Origin of the sequence: Nocardia terrae (assembly GCF_009760405.1) — a bacterium.
Classification (GTDB): Bacteria; Actinomycetota; Actinomycetes; order Mycobacteriales; family Mycobacteriaceae; genus Nocardia; species Nocardia terrae.
In genome coordinates this window covers 80,673-96,513 of sequence record NZ_WRPP01000014.1, presented here as the reverse complement: position 1 = coordinate 96,513, position 15,841 = coordinate 80,673, and the positions used below count along the sequence as shown (strand labels likewise).

Sequence of the window (15,841 nt, the reverse complement as noted above, 5' to 3'; positions counted from 1 at the left end):
CGACCGTCATGACGCTCACACACGAATTCGACGCCGCCAGCAGCAATCCCGAGAACCGCCACGCGCCGATCTCGGCCGGGAATTCGACGCGGCCGAGATTGGTGACCGACACATTCCAGGGCGCGCGCCGATCCACCATTTCCGCGAGGCGACGGCCGGATTCCAACGCTCTCGGCGTGCCGAACCGCATGCCCGCCACCGTCGACAGATGCCTGCGCTGCCGGACACCGCGATCCAGCTGCCGCTTCAGCGAACGCGCCGCCGACCACAGCGGCACCGCGGGCCCGAACCGCACGAAACCGACCAGGACGGGGGCGTAGATGCCCAGCTCGTCGCGGTCCGGCAAGGGCCGCAGCAGGTTCCGGAAATCCACCGGGGAGCCGATCCCCGCCACCCCGGCCGAACCCGGATCCGACACCTCGCCCAGCGCCCGGGCCACCGCCGCGGTCATGGCCGCGTGGACCGTCACTCCGGCGCGGCGACAGTCGGACACCAATTCGGCCAGCGCCTCGCGATCCAGGACACGATGCACGATCCTGGTCTGCCGGACGGGTATTGCCGCCGGATTCCGCACGTCGAATCGGCGCGGCCGCATCACGATCGCCGCCGCCTGGTCGAAGAGATTCGTGTACAGATATCGCCACACCCCGCGCGCCGCCGGTGGGATCAGATCATCGGCGGCCGGAATCGAATCTCGCTCGACGACCAGATGATTCGCGTTGCCGCCGGCATGCGTCACGAGCTTGCGCAGCACCGCCATCAAGGACCGGCCGTCGACGACGATGTGCGAAATCGTCAGCACCACGTCGTGGAATTCGTCCTCGGTCCCCGCGGCGGAGACGATGTCGACAATTCTGGCCAAGCCCTCCCTGGTGTCGAACGGACGCGCCAACTCGGCGTTCATTTCGCCGATCCACGCTTCGCTGTGCGCGGCTGTCACCTGCCGCACCGGAATGTGCGGCGAATCCAGTGGCATCAGCCACGGGTCGCGTCCCGAATTGTCCACAACCGCCATCCGCAGCAGTGGATACTCGGCGATCAATGCCGCGGCGGCGACCGCCAATCGATCCGCCGCGATGCGGCCGTGGACGCGCACGCGGCCGCAGCAATTCGACGGGGACATCCGGTCGATGATCCAGAACCATCGCTCCGACGGGCTCAACCGCCGCCCGAATCGTGTTGCAGCCGAGCTCATTCGACGACCCTAGCCGCGCGCGACCGGAATCGCAGTTGCCGTGCGGGCGGGCCCGGTGTACGTTCCTCGACCATGCAGCGCTACCAGTCGACCGTGCATCGCTTCCAGATGACTACGACGCCGGATACCGTCCCGGCGCGCTGAACCTTGTTCTGACAAAGCCCCGGGCGAATGCCCGGGGCTTTTTCGCGTGGTCATTCGCCCTCGTCACGGGAGAAGACCATGTACGACCATCGAAAACTCGGCCGCGAACTCGACCTGTTCGACACCGACCCGCTGATCGGCGCGGGCCTGCCCTACTGGCTGCCCGACGGCGCGATCGTGCGCCACAGCCTCGAGGAATACATCCGCACCGCCGAACGCCGCGCCGGCTACCGCCACGTGTACTCGCCCGTGCTCGGCAAGCGCGAACTCTACGAAATCTCCGGTCACTGGGCGCATTACAGCGACGACATGTACCCGCCCATGGACCTCGGCGGCGAACAGGTGGTGCTGCGCCCGAGCCTGTGCCCGCATCACGCCCTCATCTACCGCTCCCGGTCCCACAGCTACCGTGAGCTGCCGCTGCGGCTGGCCGAACTCGGCGGCATGTACCGCTCCGAATTGTCCGGCGTCCTGGGCGGTTTGACCCGGGTGCGCTGCATCCAGCTCAATGACGCCCACATCTTCTGCACCCTGGACCAGGTCGCCGACGAGGCCGCGGCGGCCCTGGACCTGATCGCCGCCGCCTACCGGGCCATGGGTATCACCGCCGCCCGCTACCGCCTGTCCCTGCCGGGCGAAGGCGGCAAATACGTTGCGGCACCGAAAATGTGGCAGCGGGCTACCAAACTACTGATCGAGGTCCTGGACCGCTCGGGCGTCCCCTACGAGTCGGCTGCGGGCGAGGCCGCCTTCTACGGTCCGAAGATCGACGTCCAGGTCGCCGACCACGCGGGCCGCGAGGCCACCCTGTCCACCGTCCAGATCGACTTTCATCAACCCGAGCAGTTCGATCTGCACTACATCGGCCCCGACGCGGGCAAACACCGGCCGGTCATGGTGCACCGCAGCATCATCGGCAGTGTCGAACGCGCCGTCGCCCACCTGATCGAGCAGCACGGCGGCGCGTTCCCCGCCTGGCTGGCCCCGGTTCAAGTGGTGGTGCTCCCGGTGTCGGCGGCCGAGGAGGCCGCGGCCGCCGAATTGGCCGACCGCTGCCGGGCCGCCGACCTCCGCGTCGAGGTCGTCGGCGCGGAGGCGGGCAGCCTGGGCGCGAGGATCCGCGAAAAACGCTTGGTCCCTTACCAGTTCGTCGTCGGTCCAGCCGAGACCGCGAACGGTGAGGTGGCCGTCCGGCTACGCGACGGGCGCAAACTGCCCGCACAACCGGCCGCGAACGCTATCGCCCGGGTGCGCGGCCTGATCGAATCCCACGACACCCGGCTCTGGACCGACTGAGCGGCTCAGCCCTGCATGCCGCCGCTGATGCCCGTCATGCGGCCGTACTCGTCGAAGTCGACGGTGCCGTTCACCGCGTCGCCTTCGAAGTACAGGGACTCGCCGTTCGGCTTGAAAGTGACCGAGAGGCCCCGGCGCGTCAGGTAACTGTGGACGGCACGGCGGTGATCGGTCAGGGCGAGTTCGGCGATGCCCTGGGAGAGCACCCGGATCACGCGCGGGCCCGAGGGCGGCGGCAACTGGAGTTCGGGGTGCTCGACCAGGAACGCCACGAAGGTGCCGCTGCCAGCGGGCCCTTGGTAGGAGGTCCAGTGGCCGGTGATCGGCTTGGCCAGCTCCATCATGGTCCAGGACACCTGATGCGGCTCGACGTCCTCCCCGAACGCCGCGAACGGCACCTCGGCCGACGCCAATTCGGGAATGCCCTGCTGAGACCCGAAGTCCCGCACCGACTTCGCGACCGCGGTCACCTCATCCGGATATCCGGTCGGGTTCGCCCACGACCACAGCCAGGACTGCGGCCCCGGGGCGGCGCTGCCCAGCAGGTGCATGGCGGTGCAGACCAGAGTCCGGTCGGCACAGCGGAATTCGAAGCGGCGCTCGGCGATATTCACATTCCAGGAATGCTCCCCGAGCACCTCCGAGAGATGCATCTGATGCTCGAACGACAACAGCGCCGCATCATCGAGCACATTGGCCAAAGTCAGGTTTCCGGACACCCAGCGACCGTATCCACACCCGAGGGCCGCCGCCAATCCACCGATTGCGGCGGCTCCGGAGCGGATTTCACCAGGCCTCAGAGCCCTCGCGCGAAGTCGGCCAGCAGGGTGGGCACCGCCGAGTCGAACCCGGCGACATCCAGCATCCCCGCGTCGGACGGATCCGCGATGCTGAAGTTGGTGGCCGTCATGCCGACCACCACCAGCTTCGCCTCCGGGTTGACCTCACGCCGATACTGGGCCAAAGCCTGGTGCGGGTGGATCCGACCCGCCCAAGTCTCGTTGTCGGTTATCACTTCGAACACATCGACGTGCAGCTTGTTCTTCAGCGCGTACAGCATCGGCAGCGCGCAATCCGTCCCGCCGAACGGCAGGTTGCTGACCGCGCGAATGGCGTCGTCGAGCCGCTGGCGCGGACTGATCGACAGCGGCGTCAGCACGCCGTCACGGTACCCTCCGCCGTCGCCCGCCGTGAATCCGACGATCTCGCAGACGGATTCGGTCGATGCGGTCACCAGCGCCAGCGCCGCGGACGCCTCGCGAGCCGACAGCGGCAGACCCGAGATCCGCACCGTCATCGACCCGGACACGTCCAGGGCGATCAGGTGCCGCTTCCCGGTCGGCTGGACCGCCTCGAACGCCGCGTAGAACGCCGCGTCGAGGGCGTCGACGATCGGACGCGAAGGCTCCCAGGTGCTTTCACCGCGCGCCGACCGGCCGGAGGCGTAGGTGCGCTGCGCGACAAGCACATTCACCGGGTGCACACGGGCCTTCCGCAGGCGGTCACGGTCGGACAGCTGCTCGGCGACGGCTTCCGTCCGCGAACCCAGCGGGGACAGCAGGCCAAGGCGGGTCAGACGCGGCAGCTGCCGCATCAGAGCCGTCTGCGGCATCCCGTTGTCCAGCAACGCCTCCCAGACGGCGACCTCGTCGAGACCCTCGTCCGGCAGCATCTCCCACGACAGCCGGTACTCGCGCACCAGCTCCGGAAGCTCGCCCACGGACGCGCTCTGCGCCCGCTGGAAGCCCTCGACCAGACGCAGCCCGTCCAGCGAAGCCTCGCGGCGGCAGATCCAGTCGAACAGCCGACGACGCTCGTCCTGATCGGTCTCCGGGTGCGACAGGCGCAGCAGATCCCGATGGGTCCAGCCTTCTCGCTGCCGGTACTTCACCGCCTGGTACGCGAGGTCCTCGACGGACTTCTCGACATACCAGTGCGCGACCGCGCGACGCAGCCCGCGACCCCAGCCGCGGAACTGCTCGACATACCGCGCGAACAGGAACAGGTGAGTGCCGGTGCGCGCCACCAGCGGCAGCACGTCCAGCGCGGTCCGGCGGCCGTCCACATCGCCCAACGAGGCCGCCGCGGCGAGCGCGAACAGCGCCGGGTTCTGCTTCGGCGCACGGCCGGCAGTGGACACGGCGACGATCTCGGCGACCAGGTCCGCGGTGCGGTGCTGTGCGAAATCGATTACGACGGCGGCGTTTTCCTTGGTGAGGTCCCGCGCGCTCGTGTAGTATGTCGATCCTTCGCTGCCGAGCGTGAGAAACCGGCGCAGCCGAACCTGCGGGGTCACCTCGAAGGTGAATCCCCCGGCGTTGTTGGGGACCTGCCGCGCCTCGGCCCGCTCGGTCTGCGGGGTGGCGCGGAGGTTGATGTCGGCATAGACGTCCATGCTCACCACCTCTTCCTCGTTCGGCCCCAATCGATTTGGGGCGTGGAGAAGACGGGCGTAGGGTGACGACCGGTGTTGAGGCGTCTTGGGCCGCTCGACCACGAGGAGCTTGCGCTCCCCGGCAGGATTCGAACCTGCGTCTCCCGCGTGGCAGGCGATAACCGACCGTCTCCGGCCCGTCTTCTGTTGTTCTGAGGTGGCGGGCGTGCGAGTGCCTGCCGGGAGTGATCATTGAAAGTGATAACCGACAGGCTCCGGCCCGCCACCAAAGTTGGTGTCGACGAGGGGGACGGGCGTGGGATGCCGACCGGAACTGGCCCGTGGATCGCTCCGCGGACCAGCAAGGAGTTGAACCTTGGAATGCCGATAACCGATTGGCTTCGGCCCGTCCTTCTCGTCACAGCGAACGACAGGTGAGCGGTCGTGGTGGCTCGAACGGGGTTTGCCGGCTGCTCTGCCAGTTGAGCTACGGGGGCTTTCGCCTCCGACGGGAATCGAACCCGCAACCCGCCGGTCCGATAACCGGCCGATATCGGCCCGCTCACACCGTTGTTCGCTGTACTCGAAGGACTGTACGCAGGCACGGCCGAGCGCGGCCAGTGAATTAATGACAGGTGCGCGGCAGGTGGATCCGATTCACTTGCCGCGCAGCTGTTCTCAGCGACCGCCGACCGGTTGCGGGGGCAGCGGGGTGGCCGAGATCTGGTTCTTGGGTTCGCCCGCGAGGGCGGAGAGGCCCTTCCAGGTTTCCCAGTCGATGGTCCAGTCGTAGATGTCGCCGTCGGCGGCGGAGAGCTGGATGCGGGTGCCGGTGACCTCGACCGGATCGCCGTAGAGGGCGGTCGGGAAGTAGGCCTGGGCGTCGGCGGTGCTCAGGTTGATGCAGCCGTTGGTGACATTGGAATTGCCCTGCGCGCCCGCGGACATCGGGTTGGCGTGGATGAATTCGCCGTTGTTGGAGATGCGGACGGCCCAGCGTTCGCGGGCATTGGTGTAGAACGGCGGGTTGGACATCACGAAGTCCTCGTACTTCTCGGTCACCACGTGGATGCCGGAGCGCGTGACATTGCGGTCCTCATTGCCCTCGCCGTAGCTGCACGGGAAGTCGAAGACGGTCTGGCCGTCGCGGATCACCTGGACGCGGTGGCTGGTCGCGACGCCCCGCACGATCTGCGAACGGCCGATCTTGAAGTCGGAGGTGAGGTCGGAGTCGCCGTACAGGCCGCCGCCCATGTCCTGGCCGTAGAGCTTGGCCCCGACGTGCACCGTGGTGCCGGGCTGCCAGTACTCGCGCGGTCTCCAGTGCACCCGCGACCCGCCGTCCTGGTCCTGCAGCCAGGCCCAGGAACCCTCGGTGGCCGGGGTGGTCGTGACGGTCAGCGCCTTCTCGACGGCCGCCTTGTTCTCCACATGCCCCTTGAACTGCAGCATGATCGGCGCCGCGATGCCGACCTCCTGGCCGTCACCGATATTGATGGTGGCCGGAGCGGTGCTCTTGGGGCTGAGGGTGGTGAACTTGCCGTCGATGGCCACCGGCTTGTTGTCGGTTCCGGTGGCGGTGCCCGCCCAGGTGTAGGTGACGCCGTAGCCGAGCACCTCGTTCACCGTGAACTTGCTGCGAGCGGCATCGAAGGTGCCGGTTACCTGCTTGCCGTTGGCATTGGTCAGGGTCAGCTGGTCGATGCGGCCATTGGTGACCGTGGCGGTCACCGGGGTGGTCGGGTTGACGTTCTCGCTGCCATTGCCCGGCTCCAGCTTGACGGTCGCGACCGGCTCGGCGGGCTTGGCGGAACCGCCGCCGCCGTTCTTGGACGACGAACACGCCGCCGCGATCACCGCTGTCGACGCCACCAGCGCGGCCCGCATGGCCCCGCGACGGGACAGTCCTCGATTGCTCACTGTGTCGACCCTACCCCCGCAAACCGTGTATCCCGGACGCTGAAATGGTGGCCGAAGCCACTCGCTACAGGCTCACACCCACGGTCACAGGTTCCGGTTCCAGCCGAATGCCGAAGCGCTCAGCAACCCCGTCGCGAACCCTACGGGCGAGGGTGACCAGATCGGTCGCGGTAGCCGCGCCCCGATTGGTCAGTGCCAGCGTGTGTTTGGTCGACAAACGTGCCGGAGACCCCTCGCCGGGAAAGCCCTTGGCGAAGCCGGCGCGTTCGATGAGCCAGCCCGCCGAGAACTTTACCCCGTTCTCGGCGGGGAACGTGGGCACGGCCACGTCCGGGCCCACATGTGATGCGATCGCCGCCCGCACCGCCGCCACGTCCGCGTCCGGAATGACCGGATTGGTGAAAAACGAGCCCGCACTCCAGGTGTCGTGATCGGCGGCGTCGAGCACCATGCCCTTGCCCGCCCGCAACCGCAGCACGGCCTCCCGCACCAGCGCGGCCGGACGCGACTCGCCCTCCGCCGCGCCCAGGGCGTTCGCCAGTTCGCGGTAGCCCAGCGGCGCGCTGGAACCGTCCGCACGCAGCGCGAATTCGACCGCCAGCACGACCGCCGCGGCGCTGTGCTTGAGAATCGAAGTGCGATAACCGAATCCGAGCTCGGCCGGCTCGACCCAGCGGATCTCGCCGGTCGCGCGGTCCAGCAACCGCACCCGGCGCAGCAAACTCGCCACCTCGACGCCGTACGCGCCGACGTTCTGCACCGGGGTGGCGCCCGCGGAACCCGGGATGCCGGACAGGCATTCGAGCCCGCCGTAACCGGCCTCGACAGTCGCGGCGACCACCGCGTCCCAGTTCGCACCCGCCTCGGCGATCACGGAGCACTCGGCGACCTCACCGCGATCGGGGTCCCCGACGATCTCCACACCCTCGGTCGCGATCCGCACCACCACGCCGTCGAACCCGTCGTCGGCGATGAGCAGGTTGGAACCACCGGCGATGAGCAGCACCGGAATTCCGGCCGCGTCCAGCTCGCGCACGGTCGCCACCAGGGCGTCGGTGCTCGCGCACTCGGCGACCGTGGCCGGGCCGCCGACCCGCAGGGTCGTCAGTTCCGCCAGCGGCACCGCGTCGCGCAGGCGCGCGCCGGTCGCCGTCAGCAGGTCCCGCAGGTCGTCGAACGACACCACCCGAGAAGTACGCACAGGCACAGACGGTAGCCTGTCCGACCATGGCGACACCTTTGGCCTTCACCGCGCACTCGACCCATCCCATGGCCGCGGTGCGCGCGGCGTTCGCCGACGAGCAGTACTGGAAGGACCGCATCGAGGCGGTCGGCGGCCCGAACGCCCGCATCGAGAACCTGGCCATCAACGGCGACCAGGTGCGCGTCGACATGGTGCAGACCATCCCGGCCGAGGAGCTGCCCGCGCAGATCACCGCGATCAAGCCGAACGGTCTGATCATTCCGCGCACCGAGATCTGGCACGGCAGCGGCGGCACCGTCGAGGCGCACGTGGACGGCGCGCCCGCGAACGTGAACGGCACGCTGACGGTCACCGACGACGGCACCGGCTCCACCTTCGTGGTGGACGCCTCCATCGACGTGAAGATCCCGTTGTTCGGCAAGAAGATCGAGGCCGCGATCCAGGAGCACCTCTCCGCACTGCTGGAGCGCGAGGCCGAGTTCACCGACAATTGGCTGAGTTCTCACTGACCCGGGTCGCTCGGCAGTAACCTGAGCGATCGTGGCCCGCCGACTCGACTACTCCGCGCGGTATCCGTTGCGCACCACCCAAGAGGTGTACGCGGCGATGATGAACCGTGAGCACTGGGATGCCCGCATCGCGGAATTACGCAAGCACTCCCCGAACGACATCGTGAGCCTCGAGTCCGACGACCGTGGCATCACGGTCGAACTGCGGCACGTACTCCCACGCGACACCCTGCCCGATATGGCGCAGATGGTCGTGCACAAGGACATGGTGATCACCCGCCGGGAGACCTACGGCCCCTTCGGCCCCGAGGTCACCGGCGAATACACCGCCGAAATCCCCAGTGCCCCGGGCACACTCGGCGGCACCATGCGCCTGTTCCCCACCGAGACCGGCTGTACCCTGCGCACCTCCTCGCACGCGCAGGTGAACATGCCGTTCTTCGGACGCCGGCTCGAGCAACTCATGCTGGTGAACCTGGTGGACCTGTTCCGCGCCGAGGCCGAGGTGACGAAGAACTGGCTGGATCAGCAGCACCCCGTCGGGTAACCAAACCGATCGGGACGATCACCCGCGGCACCACCGGCATCAACAGACTGCGCCGCAGCGACCGGTGGCTCATGCACGACCCCATGGTCGCCCAGCGGTTGCTGGATGCCGACGATCCGCTCGTCGTGGATCTCGGTTACGGCGCCGCGCCCTTCACCACCCTGGAGCTGGCGGCCCGCCTGCGCACGGTGCGACCCGACCTGCGCGTGGTGGGCCTGGAGATCGATCCGGAGCGCGTCGTCCCCGGCCGGGACGGCGTCGTCTTCGCCCGCGGCGGCTTCGAGCTCGCGGGGCTGCGCCCGACCCTGGTGCGGGCCTTCAACGTCCTGCGCCAGTACCCGGAATCCGCCGTCCCCGAAGCCTGGTCGACCATCCAGTCCGGTCTGGCCCCCGACGGCCTGCTCCTCGACGGCACCTGCGACGAACTCGGCCGCCGCTGCGCGTGGGTCCTGCTCGACCGCACCGAACCCCTCTCCCTCACCCTCGCCTGGGACCCCTTCACCGTCGAAACCCCTTCCGACATCGCCGAACGCCTCCCCAAGGCCCTCATCCACCGCAACATCCCCGGCGAACCCATCCACACTCTGCTGACCGCCGCCGACCGCGCCTGGGCCGTCGCCGCACCCCTGGCCCCCTACGGCCCGCGAGTCCGCTGGCGGCACGCCGCGGATCTCCTACGCGAACAAGGCTTCCCACTCCGCCCCTACCGCCGCCGCCTCCGCGACAACCTCCTCACAGTCCCCTGGTCCGCGGTCGCACCCCTCCCCTGAGCCGGGTCCCGCGAGTTACGCTGTCTCCCTACGGTCCCCGCACCTCGGCCCCTCAGTGGGGCGTAACCGGCCGACCGCAGGCTGCAATGATCCGCGCGCGTTCGCGCGGATCATTGGAGCTTGTGGAGCAGCTCGGAGACAGTGCCCGAGAGGGCAGCCGGGGCAAGCAATGAACGCGGCGCGAAGGGCTGCCGCCACAGGCCACCGTGGGCCGCGCCGGTCGCGAAGATCATCTCTGGGTTGGACATTCGAGGCTCGGTCTCGGCATGCAGGTCCGCGACCAGTTTCGCGGCGAGAAGTGTGCGGGCCGTGGCGGGGTCGAAGACCTCGATGCCGAAGCGGGAGGCCGCGCGGTAAGCCGCGGTGCGCCAACCGTTTTCCCGGGTCAGGCTGCGGGTCCAGGCGGGCGGGGCGACCGTGAAAGAGACGGTGCGGCCCGCGCCGTAGGCCTCAACGGCGCGCCAGCGCGGGAGGCGTTGGGCCAAAGCGTAGTTCGGGCCGGACAGGGCGGGAAGGTTGTCGAACAGGCCCCACGCGCCGCCGTCGGTGTCGAAGATCGGGCGGGTGTAGTTGAGGCGGTACAGGGAGTTCGGGGCGACCCGGTGCAGCAGGTCCTGGGCGTTGCCGCGGAAACCGCGCATTGTCAGCCGATCCCGGGCCGCGGCCACCACCGAGGCCGGGACGGCGTAGGTGTCGGTCGGGGAACCGAGGAGGGTGAGGGCGGCGTCGGGATGGCGGCGCAGCAGGGTCTCGGCGAGCACGTCGGAGGCGGCGGCCAGGCGGACGCCGGCGGCCCCGGGAAGTTCGGCGTAGAGGCCGAGCACCGGGCGGGCGTCGCTGTGCGCGGTGATCCAATGCGCAAGCGCCGGAAAGCTTCTGGCGATGTCCACGCCGGGCTCCCCCTCCGAGACCGGGAACCGCAGCACACCGGCCCCGGCCTGTGCGACCGATCGCAGCCTGTCCCAGCGCGCCCGGCCGGGCCGATCCACCGCGAGCACGTCCGCGCCCCAGGCCAACAGCGGCCGCAGCGGTCCGAGCTCCGCGCCCGCCCCGGTGACGGTCACCCGGAAACCGGGCAGCGCCAACCATTCCGGATGGTCGATGACGCGCTCGATCGCCGCCACGAAATCCGCTTCCAGAATCCCGTGGGTCTGCCATTCGGCCAGCCGCAGCCGCAGGGCGTCCTCGGCGAGCAGCAGCCCGCGCCAGGGCAGCTCGAGCCGTTTCACCGGCGCGGCCCCACCGGCCACCTCGGCGGTCTCCAGCACGACCGCGTCCGCCTGCGCGTCCATGTCGACGGTGTCGAGCGCCGCGACCGTGCGCCCGACCGCGAATCTGAGCATGTGCCGCACCGAGCGCAGCCCCGCGGCGGCCATGCCCAGCGAGATCTCCGGCGCGCCGATGGCCAGCGCCGTCATGCCCCGGAACACCCGGTGGTAGTCGCGCCGCCAGTCCCGGCAGGTCTCCACCGATTGCGCCAGGTCGGCGTCATAGGAGCGGATCGCGTCGGCGACCACCGCCGCCGAGAACATGTCCGCGATCAGATCGGGCGGACCCGGCGGAAAAACCAAATCCCACACGCCAGCGCCGACCTTGCCCATGAACAGTCACCCTGCCACGAATTTCGCCCCCGCAAAACTCGAAGCCCGCAGGGCGAAGGCCGTGCCGCGAGTCCTATCGGGTGCGGGTCAGCGCCCGATTCAGCCGGGACGCCGTCGCCGGATCCAGAGCGGCACTGGCGGAACGAATTTCGGCCCGGGCACAGCGATGAATGGCCACCGCGTCGGCCACCACCTCGTCGAGCGCGGCCTGCCCGATGCCCGCCTCGGCCAGATCGAGCACGGTCCGCAGCGGCGTCGTCACGAGAAACGTGCCCGCCGACTCCACATCCTTGCGAGCGAAGCTGCGCCGCAGCACCACCAGCCGCGGCGAGAGCGGAAACCGCCCGACCCGCGCCGACAGATGCACGAAACGGGGCCGCAGCCGACCCAGTCCGTGCAATTCGGCGGCGCTGTGATGGGAGACCGCGGCCGCCCCGTCGAACCAGGCCGCCCACATGGCGTATTCGTCCAGCGGCCCGTCCGGCCACTGCGCCAGCCGCAGCAACCCGACCCCGGAACGCAGAATGCTGCCGTCGCGCAGCCCGTCCCGGATCCGGACCTCGCAGCCGGTGCGCAACACCTGGCGGGTGGTGAAATACCCGGCGTGCCGCGCGGCCACTTCCCGCAACGCCAGCCATCCGTTATCCGGATCGGGCTCCGGTGCCGCGTTCCCAGCCATGAGATTCAGGATAAGCCGCACTCATGTGTGTTATGTCACAATCCAGCGCTGTGAGCCGACACCTCACGGGAAGCTCAGAGCTCGCACAGAAAGCTCGGGAAGAATCGCCCCCATGAGTTCGAACCCGACCTCGGACGATGCGACCAACCGTGACGCCGCCCCCGCGCAGCCGGCCGATGCCGCCGCGCAGCCGGTGGAGCTCGGCAAACCGGACAGCACTCCCACCGAAGTCCTAGGCACGCAGCCGGACTCGCGCACCGAGGTGCTGAACGGGCAGACCGAAGTACTCAACGGACAGCACGCACCGCAGGGCGAACCCGCCCAGCCGTCCGAATGGTGGAACGACCCGACCGCGCAACTCGGTGAACAGCACACCGCAATCCTCGAGGAGCACCCGACGCAGGCGCTGCACCCCGGCGAGGCCGCCTACGCGGTCGGCGCGCCCGTGCCAGGCGGCGACCAGCAGCCGCCCGGCACCCCGCCGCCCCCGGTGAATGTCGGTGGCGGACAGGGCGGCCCGCCCGGCAAACGCCGAAACCGCAAGAAGACCTTGCTGATCGTCGGCCTGGTGGTGGCGCTGCTGGTGGCGGGCGGCCTGGCCGGCGGCGAAGCCTACGCCCGGCACAAGGTGGAGTCCTGCATCAGCTCCCAGTTCGAGGCCCAGATGGGCTCCAAGATCGATGTGTCGATCGGCTGGAAACCGCTGCTGCTCACCATGTTCGACAACAAGGTCTCCTCGGTGACGGTGGACAGCGACGATTCCAAGTTCGGCCCGGCCCAGGGCATGGTCGTGCACGCCACCTTCAACGACGTCGAACTGAGGGACAGCGGTAAGCAGGGCGGCACCATCGGCAGCTCCACCGCCGAGGTCACCTGGAGCACCGAGGGCATCACGAAGACGTTGGGCGGCTTGGTTTCCGGCACCACCTCCGACCCGAACTCCGGCACCCTGAGCTTCGCGGTGCTGGGCGGGCTGGCCCAGTTGCAGGTGAAGCCGAAGATCGTGGGCGACAAGATCGAGGTCGACACCCTGCAGGCGTCCCTGCTCGGCTTCGGCCTGCCCACCGACCTGGTCTCGGGCATCGTGGAAACCATGACCGAGAGCCTGCAGAGCTACCCGCTGGGCCTGCAGCCCACCAAGGTCGAGGTCACCAAGGACGGCCTGCACGTGTCACTGAAGGGCGGCCAAACCGAACTTCAGGCCGCGCAGAACCAGAACCAGCAGCAGACGCCGGTCAACTGCTAGGCCGGAAACCCTTCCAGCACTTCACGAGACCGCGACAGTCCCAGCCGCGTAGCGCCGGCGGCGATCATCTCCGCCGCCTGCGCCGCGGTGCGGATGCCGCCGCTGGCCTTCACCCCGAGCCGCCCGCCGACGGTGTCGGCCATGAGTTTCACCGCGTGCGCGCTCGCCCCGCCCGCCGGATGGAACCCGGTGGAGGTCTTCACGAAATCCGCGCCCGCCTTCTCGGCCGCCCGGCACGCCTCGACAATGGCCTCATCGCTCAGGGCCGCGGACTCCAGGATGACCTTCAGCAGGGCCCGGTCACCGATCGCCTCCCGCACGGTGACGATGTCGGCCAGCACCGCGTTGAAATCCCCCGCCCGCGCCGCGCCGACGTCGATGACCATGTCCACCTCGGCCGCGCCCTGGTCCACCGCCAGCCGCGCCTCCGCGCCCTTCACCAGCGAATGATGTTTGCCGGACGGGAAACCCGCGACCGTGGCCACCGCCAGCCCGGGCGCACGCACCGGCAGCATCGACGGCGACACGCAGATCGCGAACACCCCCAGCTCACGTGCCTCCTCGATGAGCGCCGCGACATCGGCGGGCGTGGCCTCGGGGGCCAACAGGGTGTGATCGATCATCGCCGCCACGTCGGAGCGGGAAATCTGTGCCATGAGCACCGAGTTTGGCACATCGCCCGCGAATTTCGTTGCGGGCCGCCGCTGCCGTCGCGCATGCTTGTAGGCGTGCTGATCCGTCGTGAACGAACCGGCGATGCCGTAGCGATCGACGCGGTGCACCGCAGCGCCTTCGATCGCCCTGCGGATGCCGACGGCGATACCCCTACCTCCCCAACGGGCGGCGACCCCGTCGAAGTCGGCCTCGTGCACCTGCTGCGCGACGACGGCTCGGCCTGGATACCGACCCTATCGCTGGTGGCGGAATTCCAGGATCAGGTCGTCGGCCACGTCTGCCTCACCCGCGCGGGCATCGGTCCCTTCCCGGTGCTGGCGCTGGGCCCGATCGGCGTCCGCGCCGACCATCAGGGCAAGGGCATCGGCTCGGCCCTCATGCACGCCGCCCTCGGCGCGGCCGACGCCCTCGACGAACCCCTCGTCGGCCTGCTCGGCAGCCTGGAGTACTACCCCCGCTTCGGCTTCGTCCCCGGCGCCCGGCTCGGCATCGTGCCCGACGTCCCGGACTGGGCCTCCCACTTCCAGGTCCGCCCGCTGACCGCCTACGAACTCGAGATCAAGGGCGACTTCCACTACGCCGAGCCCTTTTACAGGCTGTGACGTCTCTCGATTGCCAGCGCGACCACTGATTTGTTGCCGCCCGGGGTAACTCACCGGGTACGCCCAAGATCGGTTCGGCACCCAGCCGCCGGCCCGCATGCCCGACCGGCGACGGCACCCGGCCGTGCGCTGAAGGCTCGGGGAGGCGGATAGGCTGTTGCGATGAGTTCCACCCCGGACGACCGTCGCTACGTGCTCACCCTGGGCTGCCCGGACCGTCCCGGCATCATCGCCCGCATCACCTCGTTCATCGCCGATTTCGGCGGGTCGATCGTGGAGGCGGGCTACCACTCGGATCTGGAGACCGGGTGGTTCTTCACCCGGCAGGCCATCAAGGCCGCGACCGTGCCGTTCGGCCTCACCGAACTGCGCGACCGTTTCACCGCGGTAGCCGCCGACCTCGGCCCGGAAACCGACTGGCAGCTACACGACACCGGCGAACGCCGCCGCGCGGTGCTGCTCGTCTCCAAGGACGGCCACTGCCTGCACGACCTGCTCGGCCGCGCCACCAACGGCGAGCTGCCCGCCACCATCGAGGCCGTCATCGGCAATCACCCCGACCTGGCCGGGATGACCGAGGCGCACGGCATCAAATTCCACTACGTGCCCTTCCCCAAGGACCCGGCCGAGCGCGGCCCGGCCTTCGAGCAGGTGCGCGAACTCGTCGACGCCCACGACCCGCACGCCGTGGTGCTGGCCCGCTTCATGCAGGTGCTGCCCGCCGAATTGTGCGAGCACTGGGCCGGCAAGGCCATCAACATCCACCACAGCTTCCTGCCGTCCTTCGTCGGCGCGCGCCCCTACCACCAGGCCTTCGCCCGCGGCGTGAAGCTGATCGGCGCGACCTGCCACTACGTCACCGCCGAACTCGACGCGGGCCCGATCATCGAGCAGGACGTCACCCGCATCGACCATTCGGACACCGTGCACGACATGGTCCGCCAGGGCCGCGACATCGAGCGCGTAGTCCTCGCCCGCGGCCTGCGCTGGCACCTCGAGGGCCGGGTCCTCGTACACGGCCGCCGCACCGTCGTCTTCGAATAACTCCGTCGAAAAGCCAACGCCCGCCCCCGTTTCCA

The 15,841-nt window shown here is 69.1% G+C and carries 14 protein-coding genes and 1 pseudogene; 7 read left to right on the top strand and 8 right to left on the bottom strand.

Annotated features, from left to right (window positions below; genetic code table 11):
* Positions 1-31: 31 nt before the first annotated feature.
* Positions 32-595 (bottom strand): annotated as a pseudogene (locus GPX89_RS46140) (phthiocerol/phthiodiolone dimycocerosyl transferase family protein); the annotation flags it as partial.
* 771 nt (positions 596-1,366) lie between these two features.
* On the opposite strand from GPX89_RS46140, the gene thrS reads away from it, so the two are divergent.
* Positions 1,367-2,635 (top strand): threonine--tRNA ligase, encoded by a 1,269-nt coding sequence (thrS, locus tag GPX89_RS41015; protein WP_157393180.1) that lies wholly within the window; start codon positions 1,367-1,369, stop codon positions 2,633-2,635.
* Between the two features lie 5 nt (positions 2,636-2,640).
* Here thrS and GPX89_RS41010 read toward each other — a convergent pair whose 3' ends face one another.
* From GPX89_RS41010 to GPX89_RS40995, 4 genes are all read right to left on the bottom strand, one after another.
* Positions 2,641-3,354, bottom strand: coding sequence for a DUF6882 domain-containing protein (locus GPX89_RS41010; RefSeq protein ID WP_198347832.1), 714 nt, complete (start codon positions 3,352-3,354; stop codon positions 2,641-2,643).
* A gap of 77 nt (positions 3,355-3,431) precedes the next feature.
* On the bottom strand, positions 3,432-5,030 hold the full coding sequence (locus tag GPX89_RS41005) for a TROVE domain-containing protein (RefSeq protein ID WP_157393178.1): 1,599 nt from the start codon (positions 5,028-5,030) through the stop codon (positions 3,432-3,434).
* A 657-nt stretch (positions 5,031-5,687) separates the two neighbouring features.
* Positions 5,688-6,896, bottom strand: a complete 1,209-nt coding sequence (locus GPX89_RS41000) for a L,D-transpeptidase (RefSeq protein WP_157393271.1) — start codon at positions 6,894-6,896, stop codon at positions 5,688-5,690.
* A 97-nt stretch (positions 6,897-6,993) separates the two neighbouring features.
* On the bottom strand, positions 6,994-8,115 hold the full coding sequence (locus GPX89_RS40995; protein ID WP_328602920.1) for a UDP-N-acetylmuramate dehydrogenase: 1,122 nt from the start codon (positions 8,113-8,115) through the stop codon (positions 6,994-6,996).
* Between the two features lie 41 nt (positions 8,116-8,156).
* Between GPX89_RS40995 and GPX89_RS40990 the strand changes: the two genes are divergently transcribed.
* The 3 genes from GPX89_RS40990 to GPX89_RS40980 all read left to right on the top strand — a co-directional run bounded on the left by GPX89_RS40990 (position 8,157) and on the right by GPX89_RS40980 (position 9,959).
* Positions 8,157-8,642 (top strand): DUF2505 domain-containing protein, encoded by a 486-nt coding sequence (locus GPX89_RS40990; protein WP_157393177.1) that lies wholly within the window; start codon positions 8,157-8,159, stop codon positions 8,640-8,642.
* 31 nt (positions 8,643-8,673) lie between these two features.
* Complete coding sequence (locus GPX89_RS40985) at positions 8,674-9,189, top strand: DUF2505 domain-containing protein (RefSeq protein ID WP_328602895.1); 516 nt, start codon at positions 8,674-8,676, stop codon at positions 9,187-9,189.
* A gap of 71 nt (positions 9,190-9,260) precedes the next feature.
* Positions 9,261-9,959 (top strand): class I SAM-dependent methyltransferase, encoded by a 699-nt coding sequence (locus GPX89_RS40980; protein ID WP_157393176.1) that lies wholly within the window; start codon positions 9,261-9,263, stop codon positions 9,957-9,959.
* Between the two features lie 110 nt (positions 9,960-10,069).
* Here GPX89_RS40980 and GPX89_RS40975 read toward each other — a convergent pair whose 3' ends face one another.
* The gene (locus GPX89_RS40975) at positions 10,070-11,560 is read right to left on the bottom strand and encodes a hypothetical protein (RefSeq protein ID WP_157393175.1); all 1,491 of its coding nucleotides are present in this window, start codon (positions 11,558-11,560) and stop codon (positions 10,070-10,072) included.
* Between the two features lie 73 nt (positions 11,561-11,633).
* Positions 11,634-12,239, bottom strand: a complete 606-nt coding sequence (locus GPX89_RS40970) for a hypothetical protein (RefSeq protein WP_157393174.1) — start codon at positions 12,237-12,239, stop codon at positions 11,634-11,636.
* Between the two features lie 550 nt (positions 12,240-12,789).
* Here GPX89_RS40970 and GPX89_RS46415 point away from each other — a divergent pair.
* Positions 12,790-13,485 carry an LmeA family phospholipid-binding protein gene (locus GPX89_RS46415; RefSeq protein ID WP_235949269.1) on the top strand — a complete coding sequence of 232 codons (696 nt, stop codon included), beginning with the start codon at positions 12,790-12,792 and terminating at the stop codon, positions 13,483-13,485.
* Here the strand turns inward: GPX89_RS46415 and deoC are convergent.
* The gene (gene deoC, locus GPX89_RS40960; protein WP_157393172.1) at positions 13,482-14,141 is read right to left on the bottom strand and encodes a deoxyribose-phosphate aldolase; all 660 of its coding nucleotides are present in this window, start codon (positions 14,139-14,141) and stop codon (positions 13,482-13,484) included. The two genes, GPX89_RS46415 and deoC, sit on opposite strands and share 4 nt — an antisense overlap.
* A gap of 72 nt (positions 14,142-14,213) precedes the next feature.
* Here deoC and GPX89_RS40955 point away from each other — a divergent pair, with 72 nt between their 5' ends.
* Both GPX89_RS40955 and purU read left to right on the top strand, forming a co-directional pair.
* On the top strand, positions 14,214-14,762 hold the full coding sequence (locus tag GPX89_RS40955; RefSeq protein WP_328602894.1) for a GNAT family N-acetyltransferase: 549 nt from the start codon (positions 14,214-14,216) through the stop codon (positions 14,760-14,762).
* 162 nt (positions 14,763-14,924) lie between these two features.
* Positions 14,925-15,806: a formyltetrahydrofolate deformylase gene (gene purU / locus GPX89_RS40950; RefSeq protein ID WP_157393170.1), complete on the top strand. Its 882-nt coding sequence runs from the start codon at positions 14,925-14,927 to the stop codon at positions 15,804-15,806.
* The last annotated feature ends 35 nt before the right edge of the window (positions 15,807-15,841 follow it).